13 protein-coding genes and 1 pseudogene are annotated in these 19,779 nt (G+C 60.6%); 13 read left to right on the top strand and 1 reads right to left on the bottom strand.

From position 1 onward, the window contains the following. The first annotated feature begins 1 nt into the window (after position 1). From icmH to VK92_RS03540, 7 genes are read left to right on the top strand one after another with little or no spacing between them, the layout of a single operon-like run. On the top strand, positions 2-901 hold the full coding sequence (icmH, locus tag VK92_RS03570) for a type IVB secretion system protein IcmH/DotU (protein WP_048022862.1): 900 nt from the start codon (positions 2-4) through the stop codon (positions 899-901). 20 nt (positions 902-921) lie between these two features. Beyond that, positions 922-3,051, top strand: coding sequence for a type VI secretion system Vgr family protein (locus VK92_RS03565; protein ID WP_048022860.1), 2,130 nt, complete (start codon positions 922-924; stop codon positions 3,049-3,051). Next, on the top strand, positions 3,048-3,926 hold the full coding sequence (locus tag VK92_RS03560) for a DUF4123 domain-containing protein (RefSeq protein ID WP_048022858.1): 879 nt from the start codon (positions 3,048-3,050) through the stop codon (positions 3,924-3,926). The genes VK92_RS03565 and VK92_RS03560 overlap by 4 nt, the downstream gene beginning before the upstream one ends. Next, entirely contained in the window at positions 3,923-6,712 is a 2,790-nt protein-coding gene (locus tag VK92_RS03555) for a toxin VasX (protein WP_048022857.1), read from the top strand. The genes VK92_RS03560 and VK92_RS03555 overlap by 4 nt, the downstream gene beginning before the upstream one ends. Then, the gene (locus VK92_RS03550) at positions 6,709-7,680 is read left to right on the top strand and encodes a hypothetical protein (protein ID WP_048022855.1); all 972 of its coding nucleotides are present in this window, start codon (positions 6,709-6,711) and stop codon (positions 7,678-7,680) included. The genes VK92_RS03555 and VK92_RS03550 overlap by 4 nt, the downstream gene beginning before the upstream one ends. A 51-nt stretch (positions 7,681-7,731) precedes the next feature. After that, positions 7,732-8,043 carry a hypothetical protein gene (locus VK92_RS03545; RefSeq protein WP_048022854.1) on the top strand — a complete coding sequence of 104 codons (312 nt, stop codon included), beginning with the start codon at positions 7,732-7,734 and terminating at the stop codon, positions 8,041-8,043. Then, positions 8,040-9,026 carry a hypothetical protein gene (locus tag VK92_RS03540; protein ID WP_048022853.1) on the top strand — a complete coding sequence of 329 codons (987 nt, stop codon included), beginning with the start codon at positions 8,040-8,042 and terminating at the stop codon, positions 9,024-9,026. The genes VK92_RS03545 and VK92_RS03540 overlap by 4 nt, the downstream gene beginning before the upstream one ends. A gap of 151 nt (positions 9,027-9,177) precedes the next feature. Here the strand turns inward: VK92_RS03540 and VK92_RS39385 are convergent. Then, a pseudogene (locus VK92_RS39385) lies at positions 9,178-9,962 on the bottom strand (IS5 family transposase); the annotation flags it as partial. Positions 9,963-10,237: 275 nt separating this feature from the next. On the opposite strand from VK92_RS39385, the gene VK92_RS38890 reads away from it, so the two are divergent. From VK92_RS38890 to VK92_RS03510, 6 genes are all read left to right on the top strand, one after another. Beyond that, a complete protein-coding gene (locus VK92_RS38890; protein WP_053076272.1) occupies positions 10,238-11,401 on the top strand; it encodes a hypothetical protein in 1,164 nt (387 codons plus the stop codon). Next, positions 11,398-12,585: a type VI immunity family protein gene (locus VK92_RS03530; protein WP_131723289.1), complete on the top strand. Its 1,188-nt coding sequence runs from the start codon at positions 11,398-11,400 to the stop codon at positions 12,583-12,585. Before VK92_RS38890 ends, VK92_RS03530 begins: the two co-directional genes overlap by 4 nt. A gap of 157 nt (positions 12,586-12,742) precedes the next feature. Further along, positions 12,743-14,815 (top strand): type VI secretion system Vgr family protein, encoded by a 2,073-nt coding sequence (locus tag VK92_RS03525; protein ID WP_048022851.1) that lies wholly within the window; start codon positions 12,743-12,745, stop codon positions 14,813-14,815. After that, positions 14,812-15,756, top strand: a complete 945-nt coding sequence (locus VK92_RS03520) for a DUF4123 domain-containing protein (RefSeq protein ID WP_048022850.1) — start codon at positions 14,812-14,814, stop codon at positions 15,754-15,756. Before VK92_RS03525 ends, VK92_RS03520 begins: the two co-directional genes overlap by 4 nt. After that, on the top strand, positions 15,753-19,007 hold the full coding sequence (locus tag VK92_RS03515) for a T6SS effector BTH_I2691 family protein (protein ID WP_048022848.1): 3,255 nt from the start codon (positions 15,753-15,755) through the stop codon (positions 19,005-19,007). The genes VK92_RS03520 and VK92_RS03515 overlap by 4 nt, the downstream gene beginning before the upstream one ends. Before the next feature lie 218 nt (positions 19,008-19,225). Then, on the top strand, positions 19,226-19,774 hold the full coding sequence (locus VK92_RS03510; protein WP_231600563.1) for a DUF6708 domain-containing protein: 549 nt from the start codon (positions 19,226-19,228) through the stop codon (positions 19,772-19,774). The last annotated feature ends 5 nt before the right edge of the window (positions 19,775-19,779 follow it).

The following is a 19,779-nucleotide window of genomic DNA, read 5'->3' as shown; positions in this document are numbered from 1 at the left end:
CATGAACACCACCGTCGACATCGGCAACGACAGGATTGATCGCGAGCCGCGGCTGCGGGCACAGCAACCGGCGGCCCAACCGTCAGGGGAGTTGCCGGGTGCACAGTCGGACGACTTCCTGCGGACCCCACTCGTCGTCCCGGTCGGAGACAAGGGACGCATGCTCTTCGATTCGGTGTTTCGCATCGATCACGACGACGACCTGCAGTTCCAGTTGCGCGGCCACAGTTTCAACCCGCTGGTGGATGCCGCACAGCCGCTGCTGGGGCTGGTCATCCGCCTGCGCCGCCTCGACCGCTGCGACGACATCCCCAGGCTCTACGCCAGCGTGCGCGACCAGATCACCGCGCTGTCCGAAGAAGTACGGCAGCTCGGCTATGACGGCGCCACCCAACTGGCTTACCGCTACGCGCTGTGCGCGTTCATCGACGAAGCTGTCATGGCCACTCCCTGGGGCAACAGCTCGCTCTGGCGCGAACGCTCGCTGCTCAGCTACCACCACAACGAAACCTGGGGCGGCGAAAAATTCTTCACCGTGCTCGCGCGCATGCAGATGGAGCCGCAGCGATACCACCACGTTCTGGAATTCAAATACGTCTGCCTTTGCCTGGGTTTCCAGGGCAAATACGGTCAGCAGCACAACCAGCAGGACACGCTCAACGCCATCATCGTCAAGCTCCATCGCATCCTGCGGCCGCTGCGTGGCGATGCACCCGAGCGCCTCATCGATGCGCCGACCGTCGCCACGCACCGCTACCGGCTCAAGCGCCAGTTGCCCCTCTGGACACCCTGGGCCATCGCGTTGGTCGTACTGGTTGGCGCCTACCTGTTCTTCTCGATCAGGCTAGGTGCCACCACCGACCAGGTCCTGCAATCGCTGGATCACATCCTCAAACCGTAACCCAGGCCACGGGAGCGACCATGCCCACGCAATCCGACCTGCGTTTTACCTTTACCGCTGGCATCGAATCGTTCGAGGTCGTCGAGTTCACCCTGCACGAGGGCCTGTCCGAGACCTTCCTGTTGCAGGTGGAACTCGCCAGCACGAATCCCGCCATCGACTTTGGCGAGGTGCTTGACCGCAACGCCCTGCTCACGATTTGGCAGGGCGGGCAGCCGGTGCGTTACGTGCATGGTGCCATCTCATCGTTCGTGCAGCGTGACACGGGATTTCGACGCACTCGCTATTCCGCCGTGGTCGAGCCGCGTTTGGCACGACTGAAGCTCTCGTCAGACTGGCGCGTCTTCCAGACCCTGAGCGTGCCCGAGATCGCGACGGCCGTGCTCAAGGCACACAATCAGACGCTGGACTACGAGCAGCGCGTCACCGCCGAGCACTTGGCGCGCGAGTATTGCGTGCAGGCGGGCGACACCGACTACGATTTCATCGAGCGTATCTTGCGCGAGGAAGGCTTCTTCTACGCCTTCCAGCACAAATACGACGGCCACCGGCTGATCCACTGCGATCGGCTGTTCATCTACGGCCGGCAGCAGGGCGAGCCGGTGCTGTATAACCCGACACCGGGCGGCGACCAGCGGCAGCCATGCCTGCGCACCTTCGCCTATACCGAGAACGTACGCACCGCGCGGCAGGTGCAGCGCGACTACACCTTCAAGAGCCCGCGCTTTCCGCACGAGTATCCGCGCGAGGGCACAGACCTCGATCACCAGAGCCGCGGCTACGCGCGCTACGACTATCCGGGCCGCTACAAGCACGAATCCAGCGGCAAGGCCTTTACGCAGGACCGCCTGCGCGGTCACCGTCGCGATGCGCGCATGGCCAGCGTGAGCGGCGACGATGCGCGCCTGCAACCGGGAGTCGCTTTCGATCTCACCGGCCATCCGCGCGAGGACATGAACCGCGGCTGGCGCCCGGTCAGCATCGTCCATCACGGCAAGCAATACACCAGCCAGGCCGAGGAGAGCGCCGACGCGCAGCAGGGCACGCACTACCGCTACGACGCCGTGCTGGTGCCGGACGATGCCGAATGGCGCGCCGGGCCGCTGCCGCGCCCGCGCATCGATGGCCCACAGCCGGCGACCGTGGTCGGCCCCGAAGGCGAAGAGATCTACACCGACGCGTACGGCCGAGTGAAGGTGCAGTTCCCGTGGGATCGCGAAGGCAAGTACGACGAGCACAGCTCGTGCTGGATCCAGGTCGCGCAGAACTGGGCCGGCGCGACGTGGGGGCATATGGCGATCCCGCGCATCGGGCAGGAAGTGATCGTGAGCAACCTCGATGGCGATCCGGACCAGCCGATCATCATCGGGCGGGCATACAACCGCCTGCAGTTGCCGCCGTACGAACTGCCGCGGCACAAGACGCGGATGACGATCAAGAGCCAGACCCACAAGGGCGAGGGCTACAACGAACTGCGCTTCGAGGACGAGGCGGGTCAGGAAGAAATATACGTCCACGCGCAGAAAGATCAGAACATCCACGTCAACCACGACGAAACCACCTTCGTCGGCAACGACCGCAGCGAGCAGGTGGAACACGACGAAACCATCGCCATCGGCAACGACCGCAAAGAAACCGTCGGTCACGACGAGCAGGTCACCATCGGTCAGGATCGACGCCACGACATCGGGCAGGACGACTTCCTAAGCATTGGGCGCAACCACACGATCCACACGGCCAAGGACCGCACCGAAGAGGTGGGCAACCATCGCCGCGACAAGACCGCAGCCAATCACACGGTCGATATTGGGGGGCACCTGGAACAGCGCGTGCAGGGGCATGCCGAGCTGGAGGCGGGGCAGGCCATTCGGCAACGAACCAAGGTCTATGAAATCCGAGCCGCCGAGGTCCTGGAAGTTAAAGGCCCAGGCGGCACCGTGCGCATCGACGGCAGCGGGATCACGCTGGACGCGGTGGCGATTCGTGTGAAGGGGCCGATGACCCAACAGACGTCTGGTAGCAAAAACGCGATCAGCATCGCAGGAATGGCACGCCTGGGCCGTGCGATCAATCCATTGTGCGCCATGCGAGATGACGGTAGCTGTCCTCTCGGGCGGTGTCCATGTGGCCGGAGTGGGGGAGTTGCATGAAAGCAGTGCTTAGTAACGCAGAAGAAGTACGCGCTTTTGCCTCGCTCTCGCCGAGCATCTTCCTCATCGTGGATGGTGGGCTGGATAACGAGCTTGAGGAAAAAATCCTCACCGTCGACAAATTGGCGCGTCGCGAATGGGTCTACTCCAATACCGAGTACTGGCAACAGGAGCGCGACGGTCCGCTATTGATCCAGGCCAAGCCTGACTCGCCGTTGCTTGCTGTGATGATCGATGAATGGAGCCAACTGCATTGGGGCGGCTTGCTTCGATCGGACGAACCCATCGACGTGGTGCTTCAGCACTTGCGTATGTTGCGTCACGCTCGGATGCCAGATGGCAGCCTCAGCCTACTGCGCTTGCACGAGCCACGTGCTTTGCGCGGATTTGTCGAAGGCTTGTCGGATGGCGAGCAGGACATCTTGCTTGGACCGATTCTCAGTTGGATCTGGTGTGAGTGGAGTGAAGGACACGGGGACTGGTATCGACTCACTCGCCAATCAGAGACACCGGTACTTCCTTTGGAGGCGCCCTTCGTTCTAAGCAGCAGTGTGATTCATGCGCTCGACGCTCAGCGAGTCGACTACTGCCATCGCCGTTGGGTTCGCCGGCTTCGGAACCAGAGCATCGCGGCGCTGGAGGCGTTCGACGATGACTACCTCTTGCAGGCCGTCGGTATCCAGGCCAACCACGCAATGACGTTGGGCTTTGTCAACGACGAAGACCTTGGGGCCTACCTCGATCTCTTTTTCCGCCATCACCGGCGCTTGCAGGACGCGGACAGTCCATTGACTCGCCTGCTCAACGACACTGAGCAACCCGCGTGGCGTCGCCTGATGCAAATGAACGATCTGCTCGTTAAGGAAATGGCATGACAGCTATCGCCAAAACACCCAATGAAATCGCTGCCTGTACCGTCAGCCAATCGGCCCAGGGCGCCCATAGCTGCAACAAAGTCATTCCCTTTTACCCGCTCCGCTATAGCGTCGCCCCTGCCGAGAAGGGGGGCTTTGCCTACAGCCATCCCAACCTCGAGAAAGGCTTTCCTGCACTCGATGGGTATCAGTATGTGCTGCGTTCGTTGCGCGATGACGATGGCTTCCTGTACATCTTCGATCCGGACAATCGCGAGCAGATCATCTGCTTCGTCTATCGTAGCCCCGATGGCGACTCCAACGGCGGCGAACGACGCCCTGCACAATTCCAGCGACTTCAACTGGACCAAAAATTCAACGCTATCGAGTTGGTGGGTTCGCCCCTGCCGTTTGCCTATATCCCCGCCTACGACCACACCCCGAAGAAAGTCGTCGTATGGTTCGCCGACACGTTGCAGTCACCCGATAAGCTCAAGGCCTTCAAGACCAATGCGAATCGCATTCGTACCGAACTGGGCACGGAAATCGATTTGGCTCCATGGATCGCGGCCTTCAAGGCGAAGGCCAATCCTGACACTGCCCCTGCCGTCAAGCACACACTGCGGATGGAGGATGTGGTCGCCCAGCAAGCGGTTGGCCAGGATGGCAAGCCGGTGCCTTGGTCGGAGTATCCGCAAGGGGCACGGTTTCCTTCGGCGGCTGCCGTGGCCTTGGCCCAGGGCCCGGGCAGCGCGCGCCTTGCTGTCGCACTTTACGACCCCATCGGATTGCTTAGCGAACTGGGTAAGCGAGTGGGCGTGGCGCTTGAGGAATGGAACACATACAACGAGGTTTCCCAGCGCGCGTTGTGGGCATCCAAAGCCGCTGACGTACTGTTGGATCATGCGTATAGCAAGGCATACAACGCCAGCTACAACGGCGATATTGTCGTTAGTGCCGCACGGGGAACCGGCGCGACCGGGGTGCCCATTCTGAGGGCGGCGGACGAGGCGAAGCGGCAGGGTGAAATCGCGCGCAAGAAACGCCGTGACTACCTCAACGATGATCTGCGTCAGGAATTCCTTGAGAACGACAAAAAGGCACGAACTCGTTTGCTGAAAAACCTCAATCGCAATAGCGAGCCGTCGTGGATCTGGTGGCAGCACATCGGTGCGGGGGCTTGGGCGCCAGCCTTGGCGCTATACGATTTGACGGATAGCGACAACTTCTGCGCGTTGCGCGGGGCCATTGCGCGCGGGGTGCTGGCACTGGCCTACCATGAACAGGGCAGCACGGCGCTGGCCAATCAACTGCTTCCCGAGGGGCCGACCGGCGTCTTCTACTACGCCATGCTCGGTTATCCCGGAATCGACAACTACGTGGATGCCGCACGCAAAGTCGTGCCTGTAGCCGTGGATCAAGTCGCAAGTGCGGCTATGGAGCATTTGGAGAAACTGTTCCAGAAGGTTCCGCCCGACGCGGCTTCGCAGCAGCTCAGCCAAGTGGTGATGGCGTTGCTGGGCAAAAAAGGCTTGGCGGGCCCGGAGCGGTTTCCGGGTTCGACATATGCACGGTTGTTCGAAGTCATGGATGGGGCGGGGCTCGGCTACGTCAACGTAAAACCGGGTGCGCTACCCGATAAATTGCTCAAGGACATGGGCATCAAAGGCAAGGCGCGGTTCCGGCGCACCAAGCTTAGTGTGGCGATGGAAGAAGCGATGGCGTACTACCAGGCGCAAGCCGCTAAACGCCAAATCGAATCCAAGGGGGAATATGTCAAGGGCCTGAAAAAGCGTCTCTCCCTGTGGCACGACATCAAGCTGGGCGGCGGTGCCTTGGGCACTTGGATCAGCACGGTTAATTTGGCCAATGCGGTCAAGAAGTTGGGAACGACGGACGGGTTGATCCTGGCCAACCTGCTGGACGTCGGCAGCAATGCCGGCGTCGTGGTGGCGAGCGGCTATGCGATGCAAGGCGCGTTGTTTGCGGTGAAGGCACGGCGAGCTGTTTTGGCTGGCGACGAGAAGCTAGCTGCGATGGCCGAGCGAGGTGCGGCACGAGCGGACCGCTTGATGATCGGATGGACGAGTGCGGCGGCGTTTATTGGGGGATTCAAGGCTAGCCTGGATCAACGCGGTCAGCACGGAAATGTGCGCATCTACACGATGATTGACGCAGGCGTTCAGTTTGCCGAAGCAGGGTTCGGCGCGGCTTGGTTGCTTGGTACGCGTTCCGTGGGGACGGGATTTGGCGGAGAACTACTCGCGAGCCTATCGAGGCTGAAGGGCGGGCAGGTTGGCTTGATCCTGTTTGCGGCCGATATCGCACGTACCCTTTGGACCGGCTATATGGAACAAGCGAAGGCCGAGCAGACGGTTACCGACTGGCTCGATCAGTGCCTGTGGGGAAAACACCCGAAATTCGAAACAGCCGGCGAGGAGCGGTGGGCGTTCATGCAGCTGTCCAAGGAGCCGCGTATCGAGACAGACCTGCGCGTGATGGAACGGCTCAACAAGGTCGCGATTCCCGGCCTGGGGCCGATCCTGGCGAGCCACATGCCCGCGCGGACGATCACCGTGGCCTTTCCCGGCTGGTTGCCACAAGCCAGCGCGTATGAGTTGAAGCAGCATCGGAACATCGATGCACTGGGTACGGAGCAGGCATTCAACGATCCTTCCCGGGTCAAGCTGGTCGATGGCGTGGGCTACCTGACGTTCGACACGTCGACGCTGACGGGCGACACCGAGGTGTGCTACTGGCCCAATGCCTTCAGCGATCCCGATATTAATTTCCCGGTGAAAAAATGATGTTCGGAAAAGGCAAGAAGGTCCTGAGTTTCGAGGAGGGCATCGCGCTGTGGCTGAAGCGCACGGACCAGGCGCCGATGCAGTCGATCAGCGTAGCGATGTGGAAAGGGGATGCGAGATTTCGTGATGAAATTGGCGATCGCGAACTCTTCAATGAGCGGTTCATCGAGACGCGCTTTGGGGACGGGGAATCGACAGACCTCATCTATATGCTGTCGATGCTACACACCATCTCTGTTGTTGTGATGGTATCGAGCGTGTTCACGGGCGATTGGTTTTGGGGGCTGCTGGCGATCTACCCGATAGTGAATATTGTTTTCTTTGTGGGCATGTGGTTGCTCACGAAGCCGTCGACGCGTATTCGCTTTAACCGACAGGCGCAGAGAGTGCACGTCGTCGATCGGGACGGCCGCGAGATTACGCTGTGCTGGCGCGATATGCGACCGTTTTTTCGATTAATGCCGCCTGGAAGGGTGGCGTTGCAACTGGCGTTCCCGCCGCCAGTCGGCGTTACAAGTTATGTCACTGATGGCGTGCTCTGGCTGAGTGGCGAATTCGACGAACTCGATAGCGCGAACATTCGCAGGGCCGCACTGCGCTTCGAGTTCATCCGTCGCTACATGGAGGAGGGACTCGACGCAATCCTGCCCACCGCGGATCTGGAGGAGTATCGCAAGCCGTCGCCGCCATCACGCCTGAACTCGTTCTACTGGCCCGGATTCGGCCCGCTGATCGATCGATGGGCGAACTACCATCGCGCGCGGTTCCGCTGGCCGGAAGAAGTGGAGCGCCTGTGTGCGACCGGCGCGGACCTGTCAGGCGTCGACACGGCACCCGTGGTGGCAGACAAACAGGTCTTCTACCGGATTGATCCTCGAGACGACAGCTTTTATGCATGTGGCCGCAATGGGCAGCCGCTCCCGTCCTTTCTGGATGGCGATTTGACGATGTCGGCTAACGATGAATGACGCCCGGACCAGCGCTGGAACAGAGAGTCGCGCGTCAGGACGGACCTACGCATGATGGAGCGTCTCAGCAAGATCGCAATTCCCGGCTTGGGACCGATTCTGGCGAGCCGCATGCCCGCACGCACGATCACAGTGGCTTTTCCCGGCTGGTTGCCGCAAGCCAGCGAGTACAAGTTGACGCAACATCGGGACATCAAGGCACTGGGTAAGGAGCAGGAGTTTGGCGATCCATCCCAGGTCAAGCTGGTCGATGGCGTAGGCTACCTGACGTTCGATACGTCGACGTCGATGGGTGCCACCATGGTGGAGTACTACCCCAATGCCTTCAGCGATCCCGATTTAGTTTTCCCGGTGGAAAAATGACGTTCGGAAAAAACAAGAAGGTCCTGAGTTTCGAGGAGGGCATCGCCCGGTGGCTGAAGCGACCAGATCAGGCGCCGATGGAACCGGTGGATTTGGCGATGTGGAAAGGAGATGCCAAATTCGAGAATAACATCGGCGACCGTGAACTCTTCAATGAGCGGTTTATCGAGTCGCGCTTTGGAGACGAGAAATCGATAGACCTCATTTATATGCTGTCAATGCTACACACCATCTATGTTTCTGTGATGATCCTCAGCATTTTCATGGGTGAGTGGTTATGGGAGTTTCTGCTGTTCTATCCAATAGCGAATGTCGTGTTCCTTTTTGGGATGTGGTTGCTCACGGGACCGTCAACGCGTATTCGCTTTAACCGACAGGCGCAGAGGGTCCACGTCGTCGATCGAAGGGGGCGGGCGATTACGCTGTGCTGGTGCGATGTGATGCCGTTTTTCGAATTGATGCCACCTGGGCGAGTGGAGTTGAAATTGGCCTTTCCCGCGCCGGCGGGGGTTAATAGTTATGTCACCGATGGCGTGCTTTGGCTGAATGGCGAATTCGACATGCTCGATAGCGCGGACATGGGCACGGCTGCGCTGCGCTTCGAGTTCATTCGTCGCTACATGGAGGAAGGGCTCGACGCGATCCAGCCCACTGCGGATCTGGAGGTGTATCGCAAGCCGTCGCCGCCATCGCGCCTGAACTCGTTCTACTGGCCCGGATTCGGCCCGTTGATCGACCGATGGGCGAACTACCATCGCTCGCGGTTCCGCTGGCCGGAAGAAGTGGAGCGCCTGTGTGCGCCCGGCGCGGACCTGTCAGGTATCGACACGACGCCCGTAGCATCGGATCGAATCATCTTCTATCGCTACGACGTCCGTGAGCGGAACTTTTACTTTTGTGATCGCGAGGGCGAACGTTTGCCATCGAACATCAAAAGCGATCGTGGGACGGAGCCTAGCTCACCGTTTGAGTTGAAGAACTGATGTTCTGCAAACAAGAACGGGGTAAACAAGCACGGGGTCAGGTTTACTTCCGACGAGGTGGTCGATGAGCGGGACGAATGCCGGCAAAACGTTGGGTCTTGGCCTCGACCATGGCCTTGAACGCGTCGTTTCCCAAAGCACGCTGCTGTTGAAAGCAGATCATGGAGCAACCGAGTTTGAGGAACGCTTCATGAATGTCGGCACGCCGTTCGAATCGGATACGGAGACGTCGAAAGTGGTGCATCCAGGCATGCGTGCGCTCAACGACCCATCGAACCTTCCCAAGCCCGCTGCCGTGTGGTTGTCCGCGTCGGGCAATGCTGGTGGGAATGCCTCGCTCGTGCAGGATGCGCCGGTACTTGTCGTGATCGTAGCCTCGATCCGCATAGACGCGTTTGGGCCGGCTCAGTGGCCGACCGCGAACGCCTTTGATCGGTGCGATCGCCTCGATCAGGGGGATCAGTTGCGTGACGTCATTGCGGTTGGCTCCGGTCAAGATTGCCGCGATCGGCGTGCCGTTGGCGTCGGTGGCGAGGTGGTGTTTGGAACCGGGTCGCGCTCGATCGGTGGGGTTCGGGCCAGTTTTTCGCCCGCCCCAACCGCTCGAATCGACGAGGAGTCGACGACCACACGTGAGAAGTCGATCTGGTTTGCCGCGCGTAGTTTGGTCAGCAGCAACGCGTGCAATGCATCCCACACGCCAGCCTCTTGCCAGTCCCGCAGCCGTCACCAGCAACTCACGCCCGAGCCACATCCCATTTCCGCAGGAAGATCGCGCCAGCGAATGCCGGTCTTCAGCACGAACAGAATGCCCGTCAGCGCTGCGCGATTCGGCACGGGCTTGCGGCCCGGGTACTTGAACCGACGGGGCTTGGCAGGCGGTAGAAGTGGCTCGATGAGTTTCCACAACTCGTCGTCAATGATCGGCTTGCCCATCTTCCTGATCCCGTTGTCACGACGGCTCAGGTTAACAGGTCAAGAGAAAAGCTAACAGTAGCTACGCGTCTTTTTGAAACCGTCTCTAAGCCATGGCAGGCAACTAACCGCGCACGGCTTCGCGCACCCCCGCTGGCGGCGCCAAAACCACCACCAAGACCAAAGCCGAAGGCACTGCACTGCCCGTGGTCCATCCGTTCGACCTTTGGTACCTCTGCGAAAAGGCCGTCTATGCGAAGCGCAATCCTTATCGACGTGCGCGCGATGGGCGCCCCATGTATCAACGCAAGGTGACCAAACTCGTCCGTTTGGACAATGCCGCATTCGAATACCACTGGCCGTACTGCAGCGAAGTGGGCTACGACATGCACAACCGTCCGCCCACACCCATCATGAGTGGCAAGCCCGACCAGAAATGGCGGCCCAGCGAATTTCCGTTGTCGTACTACAAGCAGATCACCAGTAAAGCGTTGCCCGGCTATAGCAGCGTGGAAGTGGAACGCGATCTGCTGGGCAAGGACGAACTGGAACTCCTGCTGGCCTTGCCACTACCGCCTGACGCGGAAACGCGCGGTATCTGGACTGACGTACAGGGCGGAGTACGCGGACTGCTGCGTATTCCCGATGTTGTGCGACTACATACGTGGAGTAACCCTAGCGAGGCGCAGTACAGCCAGCCGAATCTGGCATGTGTGATTGAGATGAAGTTTCCGGGGGATACACTGAGATACGAGCAACAGGAAGCATATCGCTTCATAGCGGGAGACCCCGACAAATTCCGGCTGCTCCATACATCGCGTTGCGAAATCGCCGATAAACGCTTGCGCCGCGATTGGATGCGTGCCGCACAAAAAGAGCCGGTCTATAAACCTGTAAGCGGGTCGGTAACGCTGCGACTACGGGCCTCCGCCGATTCCGACGCCCTGCTAGTGGGGCAGATCGATGCTGAACACGATTTGGCACGGCGCCAATTGGAAGTGAAACCGCCAGCGCCCGGCACGCCCATGATGAGCGCTTTGCCCGATTCTGCGGAGGTCGACGCGCGCCGACGTCAGGCCGTGGCGCAGATCGAAACTGCACTGGCCGCACCGTTTGTGGCAGCAGGTACCGCCATGCTCGCCATCGTGGCCGCCCCCTCGGCTGCGGTGGGTGGCGTGGCGGGGGAAACTACAGTCACGGCGCAGGCGGGCGCCAAGGTGATCCAGTTCGAGCGCTATCTGCGAGTAGCCCGCACCGCTGGCTCGGCTGGTGCAGCTGCCGGCGCCGCCGACAAACTGGCGGCCCAACCCGTGGATGTCCCTACCGCCACCTCCACGTTATCGGCCGAGCAGGAGCGCCGATGGAACGCCTACATGGCGTGGCTTAAACAGCAGGAATTCAAGCCTGACGAAGAACGGCACTATCTGTTTTGGCCGGATGCCCCCAGGAGCACACCATGAACGAAAAGGACTTCTTCGCGGCGTTCGAGGCCGAGCGCTGGAACTTCACCTTCATGGATGAAGAGGATACCAAGCAACCCGTCCAGCAGGTGGGGCTAGTGGCGGTGTTCTATCTGGTGGACGCTTACCTGCCGATGCGCCGCAAGCATATTGCCGAAGCGTTTGCCCTCTACGACAAGCATTTTGGCGACAAGCTCCAAGGTGGCTACCGTGGCGATATGGATATGACTATTCAGCCCTATAGGCGTGACACCTTCACCGCTTGCTACGCGCACATCACCGAAGAAAGTGCGATGAACGCAATCGAATTTTCATGGATGTCTCGGCCGAGTTTCGGTCACGTCAGCGACTATATGTTCGGCGTTTATTCACCGGCCGGTTGGTTCGAACAAGTTCATAAGCCAATGACTGTCGTGAGGTTCTATCTTCCCATTAAGGAGCTATCTCGCGGAGGAAAAGAGCGCTTTGAGCAGCTATTGGCGGAGTTCTGTCAATTACTGCGCCCATTGCATGGAGCTGCTGGCCTAGCCATTCAAGAATGCCATGAATGGGAGGATTTCCAGCATACGGAATACGAATCGGCATGGGCCTATCGTGGCTTGGATGTCTGTGGCCCTTTAGGAAGTGAGCGCTGGCGAAGTGGCTACCGTTCTCTCAACTGGTACACCTACCTCGCCCACCACTGGCTCGCTAAACTCGGCACACCAAATGAGCTGAAAGCCAAGTTTGACGACGACCGCATCGCCACCATTCCCTACGACTGGGGCAGCATGATCCGCGCGGGCGACTGGCCGCAGTTAGGAAAGGCGGAGGTCGACCCGCAGCCTGAGCTGTATGTCAAGGTTAACGAAGCGATCAAGCTGTTACGCGTGGATGACATCGGTTCGCTGCACTACGGCTCGGTGGGAGGCGAAGTGCGCTTCAACCAGCGCACCAGCAACCTGTGGTTGCGCCGCTTCGATCTGCCACTGCCACCTCCCATGGAACCCACGGTCGATCCCTCTGTCGCCAAAGGCGATTCACGCCGATTTCTGCGCATTGCTTCCGGTACGCCCTGCCCTTGGCCGGGTGTATGGCAATGCGTGGATGCTGAGCACCTGGGGCCGCAAACCATCGCATATGGCATTCCCATGCCGGAGATCGACGGTCGTGCGGTTAGGTGGCGGCTAATCAAGGCTATTTAAGTACATCAAAGAGCGGGGTCTGGTTTCCTTCCGACGCGGTCGAGGAACGGTGTCAGGTTCACTTCTGACATGGTGACCGAGCAGGACGTGATCTGACTTCGTTCTTTAACTCAGCATATAGACCACCAGTCCGGTAACGGGCTGGTAAGGAATGCTAATGGTTGATCGACCTGACCTGCGCTTTACCTTCACCGCCGGCGACGAATCATTCGAGGTCGTCGAGTTCACCCTGCACGAGGGCCTGTCCGAGACCTTCCTGTTGCAGGTGGAATTGGCCAGCGCGAATCGTGCCATCGACTTCGGCCAAGTGCTCGATCACAACGGCCTGCTCACGATCTGGCAGGGCGGCTTGCCCGTGCGCTACGTGCATGGCGCCATCTCATCGTTCGTGCAGCGTGACACGGGCTTTCGACGCACTCGCTATTCCGCCGTGGTCGAGCCGCGTTTGGCACGACTGAAGCTCTCGTCAGACTGGCGCATCTTCCAGACTTTGAGCGTGCCCGAGATCGCGACGGCCGTGCTCAAGGCACACAACCAAACGCTGGACTATGAGCAGCGTGTCACTAACGAGCATCTGGCGCGCGAATACTGTGTGCAGGCGGGCGATACCGACTACGACTTCATCGAGCGCATCCTGCGCGAGGAAGGCTTCTTCTACGCCTTCCAGCACAAGGCTGATGGCCACCGCCTGATCCACTGCGACCGCCTGTTTATCTACGGTCGACAGCAGGGCGAACCGGTGCTGTATAACCCCACGCCCGGCGGCGATCAACCGCAGCCCAGCCTACGCACGTTCGCCTATACGGAGAACGTACGCACCGCGCGGCAGGTGCAGCGCGACTACACGTTCAAGAGCCCACGCTACCCGCACGAATACCCACGCGAGGGCACCGACCTCGATCACCAGGGTCGAGGCTACGCGCGCTACGACTACCCGGGCCGCTACAAGCACGAAGCCAGCGGCAAGGCCTTCACGCAAGACCGCCTGCGCGGCCACCGTCGCGATGCGCGCATGGCCAGCGTGAGCGGCGACGATGCGCGCCTGCAGCTGGGCATTGCCTTTGACCTCACCGGCCACCCGCGTGAGGATATGAACCGCGGCTGGCGCCCGGTCAGCATCGTCCATCACGGCAAGCAATACACCAGCCAGGCCGAGGAGGGCGCCGACGCGCAGCAGGGCACGCACTACCGCTATGAGGCGGTGCTGGTACCCGACGACGCGGAATGGCGCGCCGAGCCGCTGCCGCGCCCGCGCATCGACGGCCCGCAGCCGGCGACGGTGGTCGGCCCCGAAGGCGAAGAGATCTACACCGACGCGTACGGCCGGGTAAAGGTGCAGTTCCCGTGGGATCGCGAAGGCAAGCACGACGAGCACAGCTCGTGCTGGATTCAGGTCGCGCAGAACTGGGCCGGCGCGACGTGGGGCCACATGGCGATCCCGCGTATCGGGCAGGAAGTGATCGTGGTCAACCTGGATGGCGATCCGGACCAGCCTCTCATCATCGGGCGGGCGTACAACCGCCTGCAGTTGCCGCCGTACGAGCTGCCGCGGCACAAGACGCGGATGACGATCAAGAGCCAGACGCACAAGGGCGAGGGCTACAACGAACTGCGCTTCGAGGACGAGGCGGGTCAGGAAGAAATATACGTCCACGCGCAGAAAGATCAGAACATCCACGTCAACCACGACGAAACCACCTTCGTCGGCAACGACCGCAGCGAGCAGGTGGAACACGACGAAACCATCGCCATCGGCAACGACCGCAAAGAAACCGTCGGTCACGACGAGCAGGTCACCATCGGTCAGGATCGACGCCACGACATCGGGCAGGACGACTTCCTAAGCATTGGGCGCAACCACACGATCCACACGGCCAAGGACCGCACCGAGGAAGTCGGCAACCACCGTCGCGACAAGACCGCCGCCAATCACACGGCAGACATCGGCGGTCATCTGGAGCAGCGCGTGCAGGGGCATGCCGAGCTGGAGGCGGGGCAGGCCATTCGACATCGCACAAAGGTCTATGAAATCCATGCTGCCGAGGTCCTGGAAGTCAAGGGCCCCGGTGGCACCGTGCGCATCGATAGCGGCGGGATCACGTTGGAAGGCGTGGCGATTCGTACGAAAGGGCCGATGACACAACAGGGTGGCGGGGGAGGAAACAACTTGTCCCTGGGTAGCCAAGTTTTGAAGGGACTCGAAGCCGATTGCGTGGAGCGAAATCGATGACCACAGACCACGTCATTGCCTTCGTTCAGCAACAGTCCACGTCTAGCGATTACGTCTACGTGCTGCTCGACGCGTTGGCCGATTGCGCTCAGGAGCACCCGCTCAGCATCGCTTCACTGACCCACACACTCGGTGAGGCCGCCGTAGCGCGCGTTCTGCGCCCCGACCTGGCCCACACGCCCGAAGCATGCCCCGCGCTAGTCCAATTGGCGGCGCCGGGTGAAGCGCCATCGACACGGCTCCTTACGCTCAGTGCTCGCTACGCCATGGACGACGTGACGTACAACAAGCGCTACGTCTGCGGTTGGTTGCTCAGCCCCCAACCTTTGGAGGCGGTCGCCCATCACCTGGCCGTGCAATGCCACACCACAGCTCCCGGCCGGGGCCGGACGGTATCGCCGTGGTACGAACCCATTCGACTGGAACTGTTGGCCGCGGCGCTGGGCCATCACATCGGTGGACTGCTCATGCCTATCCGTGCCTGGTTGTGTCCGACAAGCTGGGGCAGCTTAGCCCTGCTTCGCAGTACCTACGGGCTTCCGGATACCGGGCTTCCCAATCTGGTCAGGGACACCCAGCACGCCGCACCGCTGGTCAGCGACTTCCTGGGAGTGTGGCGGCATGCCCAGGAACGACCACTGGCGTATGCCCCCTGGCGCTGGAAAGGCAGCACGCTCCTGCCGCCGCAGGCAGGCACCCACGCCTTCCGACTGGTTCGCGACGCCACGCAACGCGGGCTACGCAACAGCCACGACATCCTCGCCCTCTGTCTGCATCGGGTCTTCATCCATCCGCACCTGCCTCAACACCCCGACATCCAACGGGGCATAGCAGAAGCGGCCGCCGGCCATGGGGCGCTGCAAGACCGCTTTGAAACTTACGACGACGCCACCTGGATGCGCATCGCCGCATCCTTGCCACGCGCAGAGAACTATTCATGAGCACCAGCACATCCCTCGGCAGCGCCATCAAACAGGCCGCACCCAATCCCACGGGATCCTGCAACGCTTGCCAGCGTACCGGCCTGCCCATTTTGCCCTTGCGAGCCGCGTATGCGCCCGCACCGGGCTCAACCCGCGAACGAAAGTCATCGGCAGATAGCGAGGTGAAGTCCATTCCCATGCGCCTGGACCAGCCGCGCACGCTTCGGCAGGGCTACCTCTACGTGCTGCTGGACAAGAAGGTATGGCAGGCCTACCAGGTGACGCCAGAGGGCGCATTGCGTCAGTTCCGCGCCTACCAGCCGCCGCGCGAAAAGCCGAGCTCGCTGAGCAAGTCCTGCATCGACCAGGACCACGACGCGCCCGCGTCTTTCATCAACATCGACACCAGCAAGTACAAGACCGCATGGATCGCCATCGCTAACGATCCGTGGCCCAAGAAGGTGCTGGACCAGTACCGGCGCGGAACGGCGGACGACGGCACAGCCTTGGAGAGCCGGTTCTACAAGCTGGATCTGAAGGCGGCGCGCGACAACCCCGCCAGCGTCGGCATCGCGATGACCGAAGGCAATCTCAATATCCATCATGTGCTGGAGTACGCCGAGGTCAATTCGGGCGACTTCAATAGCGTCCATGGCTTCTACACCCGCAATCACCGGATGGGCGCGCTGAATAGCCATATTCGCACCCTGGTTCAGCGCGAAAAATTGCAGAAGGGCGTGCTCGCTCTGGTGCTGCCCGACCCGATCGGTCTGGTGCAGGAGTGCAATGCCCAACGCGTGAATTGGGTCAGGGTCATGCAGGAATGGCGCGCCCAACCGCAGCGGCGGTTTGAACTTTTCACGTCGCAGGCGCTGCTCGGTATCAAAGAACTGCGCGATGCCTGGGCGGCGGCCGAGGCCGCCGAAGAGGCCAAGGCCGAGGACGAATACCGCCGCAAGTGGAACAACAGTCCGATCGCGGCAAAAGCGGCGCTACCACCGGTCGATATCAAGGCGGAAACGGAGCGCAGGACCAAGTCCAAGAAAGCCGAAGCCCGTAAGCGGCTCGAAGAACGCTACGACGAGGGCGCACGAGCGAAGTTCGAAAAGGCTTATCTGGCCGAGCTGGATACCTGGCAGCAAGCTATCGACCAGGTAGGTGAGCAATACGCCCGCGAGTACCAGGCCGCACCGTTCCAGCTCGCCGCGCGGCACGACTACAACGTCACCTCCTTGGGCTCCGTGGAAGACTTCATCCGCATGATGAGCCTTTGCCTGCATGGCGGGCCCACCGAAGTGATCGAGAAGGAAAGCAAGAAAAAAGGCCAGAAGGAAAACAAGAAAGAAAGCGCGCCATTAGGCCCAACGCAGCGGCTCTGGAAGGCACAGTTGGAGGATCGCAAAAGCCTGTTCTACCAGGCCCTGCTGGCCATGGACCAGACACTGCTCGACCAGTTGCAGACCGCACTCGCAGGCGATGACCTAGGCAAGGTCTACGGCACCATCAAGACCGTCATCGGCACCGAGGAGGGCAAAAAACTCATGGTGGCGCCGGTGCAGCAGGCGATCGGCCAGCTGCTTGCCGCCGCCGCCAACGCCAGCAACACCCTCACAAAGCAGTTGTCAGCGCAAACGCAGGCACTGGTTGGCCATATCCACAGCGCGGCCTTCCTGCGCTATGCCGGCCAGCACGTGACCCAGGTGGTAGTCTCCCTGAAAATCGGCGAGTACCTCACCATGCTCAACGAGGCACTACAGGAGCGAACCGACCAGTTCATCGTCCAGCTCGACCAGAAATTCCGCAAGCCAGCGGAGCGAAAGATCCGCGCCATGGTGCTGAGCGGTACCATGGCCATCGCGGTATCCGGCAACCATGGCAAGATGGTCGACGTCATGCTCTGGTCGCTGGAAAGCGCCGAATCGCTGCAAGCCCGGCTGGAAAAGCTGCGTGTGAATGCCGGCGTGGGTGTCGCTGGGGCCGTACGCGCCGTCAGCATTGGTGCGGCGACACTGCAGCACGGCGCCGCCCAAATGAAGCGCAGCCTGTCCATCGGCGCGGACAGCGCCCGCGCGCTGGCCAAGGGCGCCATGCAGCGGATGCGCAATGCCGCCACCTCCCTGGGCTCCGGTGGCGCTGACCTGCTGCTGAGCTTAGGCAGTCTCTGGTTCCAGCAGGACAGCCTGCGCAAAAGCTACGACGCCTTCGTCAAGACACCGGGTAGTGGCAACCCCGAGGCGCTGGCCGCGGTGTGGTCATCTTCCATTGGAGTGATGGGCGTGGGCGTCGAAGTCGTCGGCGTGAGTACCCAGATACTACGGCCACAACTGACCACGACCATCAAGGTAGCCGGAGAGGTCAAGACCGTGATGTGGGGCACTCGGATTGCGCAGTATGGCGGAGCCATCGCAGCGGTTACGGGGGTTATGGATAGCGGCCAGTATTTCTTTGCTGCTCGCAGAGTGAGTTTGCAAGGGGACGATTCGTCAAAAATTGCTTACCAAGTAGCAAGTGGATTCGCACTGGCGTCGGTGATCCCAGGTGTAGCGGGCTCCATGGCAGCAGGGAGCTTTTTACTGGGTCCCGTGGGAATCGCCCTTATATTGGGCTTATCCGCCTACGCCATCGCCATGTGGGCCAAAAAGCAAGAGTCGTCGGCACTGGAACTTTGGGCGCGTCATAGCCTATGGGGAAAACCGGAAACACATCGCCAATGGCATCACGCTGAGGATTTGGATACGGCCATCGGCGCGCTAAATGCGGCCGTGCTGGGGATGACCGCAGAGCTATCAATCACCATTCGATTCCACACAACAGGCGGTGGAAGAACGGTAGGCCCTGCCGGCGTCTTGATCAGTGATGGCATGTCGGTACCCGCCGGCTTCTATTTAGACTACCGAATCGATTTACCAAACCATGACCCCACTGCCTCTCGGTACGAATGGTCATTAACCGTTTATCGTCCCGGAGACAGTGCCGGCCAGAAAATAGCGGCGGGGCGCAGTGATAGCAGCCAGAAAATGACGGAGCAACCGCCCTCACGGATGAAGGTCGACTACAACCCAAATACAACGATGCCCACCATTGAACGGGATGGCGCGACACATACATTAACGATCCGTGGCGCGATTGAGCTGGAGGATAACCACAGCATTCATGCCGCAGAGTTGAACGTCTCGTACTGGCCAGACAAGAGCGATGAGGACGGCTATGCTCGGCTGATAGCCAAGGAAGACAAAATGGATCGTTCGAAGAAGGGAGGTTCCCGTTGACGACCCCGCAACTTCATCCTCCTTGCTCTGGCTGGCAACTGGATCTGCCTGGCCCTTACGCGCCACCTAACGTGCAAGCGACCATGGGGCATCAGGCACCCAGTCATCAAGATGATGTCTATTTAGAAATACCAAGGAACGCATTCGCCATCCGCGGAATTCTTTTGCTGGTTAGCTGGCCCTCGATCATCTGGTTGATCTGGTCACGAACACTCGTAGTGGAAGCTTGGGAAGTGGGTGAATACCCGTTGATGTTACTTGCATCGCTAGCTATTGCGATTAGCGTATGGATGGTTGCGATCGCATGGCGGTGCGATGTATCCCCTCCGCGTAGTGAACCCATCCGCTTTAACCGGGCGCGCCAACGCATCTACGCCTACAACTTCACGTACCGCTGGTGGAACCCCTTCGAGCGCTGGCGAGTCGTCCCGGTCGCCTACGACTGGTCGCAAGTTCGTGCCGAAGGTTGGAAAAAGCGTGGCGCCACCGCGCAAGGCGCAGTCATCATCAAGTGGGGCGTGGTGCTGTCCATCGTCGAACCCGGCACCAACAAGGTCATCGACCGTTTCCCCCTGAGCACCATGGGCCCCAACGAGTTCGCCTGGGCCTATATCTGCACTTACATGCAGCAGGGTCCCTCGGCTCTGCCGCCCATCGAATCGTCGCGCGACCTCAACGACGTGCCCGAGTACAACCTCGCGCTGCGCCTGGCGCCGAAAGTGAAGTGGCCTGCGGACATGGACCACGAGTCGAGAACGGCGCCTTGAAACAA

Origin of the sequence: Burkholderia sp. LK4, assembly GCF_001043615.1 — a bacterium.
In the GTDB taxonomy this organism is placed as follows: Bacteria; Pseudomonadota; Gammaproteobacteria; order Burkholderiales; family Burkholderiaceae; genus Burkholderia; species Burkholderia cepacia.
The sequence above is the reverse complement of the archived record's forward strand: the minus strand, read 5'-3'. Positions and strand labels throughout refer to the sequence as shown.

Bases quoted from the DNA above. Each gene is read 5' to 3' on its own strand.
- VK92_RS03530 (WP_131723289.1), top strand. From the start codon at position 11,398: ATGAACGAAAAGGACTTCTTCGCGGCGTTCGAGGCCGAGCGCTGGAAC.
- VK92_RS03560 (WP_048022858.1), top strand. From the start codon at position 3,048: ATGAAAGCAGTGCTTAGTAACGCAGAAGAAGTACGCGCTTTTGCCTCG.
- VK92_RS03545 (WP_048022854.1), top strand. From the start codon at position 7,732: ATGATGGAGCGTCTCAGCAAGATCGCAATTCCCGGCTTGGGACCGATT.
- VK92_RS03525 (WP_048022851.1), top strand. From the start codon at position 12,743: ATGGTTGATCGACCTGACCTGCGCTTTACCTTCACCGCCGGCGACGAA.
- VK92_RS03540 (WP_048022853.1), top strand. From the start codon at position 8,040: ATGACGTTCGGAAAAAACAAGAAGGTCCTGAGTTTCGAGGAGGGCATC.
- VK92_RS03550 (WP_048022855.1), top strand. From the start codon at position 6,709: ATGATGTTCGGAAAAGGCAAGAAGGTCCTGAGTTTCGAGGAGGGCATC.
- VK92_RS03520 (WP_048022850.1), top strand. From the start codon at position 14,812: ATGACCACAGACCACGTCATTGCCTTCGTTCAGCAACAGTCCACGTCT.
- VK92_RS03555 (WP_048022857.1), top strand. From the start codon at position 3,923: ATGACAGCTATCGCCAAAACACCCAATGAAATCGCTGCCTGTACCGTC.
- VK92_RS38890 (WP_053076272.1), top strand. From the start codon at position 10,238: ATGTATCAACGCAAGGTGACCAAACTCGTCCGTTTGGACAATGCCGCA.
- VK92_RS03565 (WP_048022860.1), top strand. From the start codon at position 922: ATGCCCACGCAATCCGACCTGCGTTTTACCTTTACCGCTGGCATCGAA.
- VK92_RS03515 (WP_048022848.1), top strand. From the start codon at position 15,753: ATGAGCACCAGCACATCCCTCGGCAGCGCCATCAAACAGGCCGCACCC.
- icmH (WP_048022862.1), top strand. From the start codon at position 2: ATGAACACCACCGTCGACATCGGCAACGACAGGATTGATCGCGAGCCG.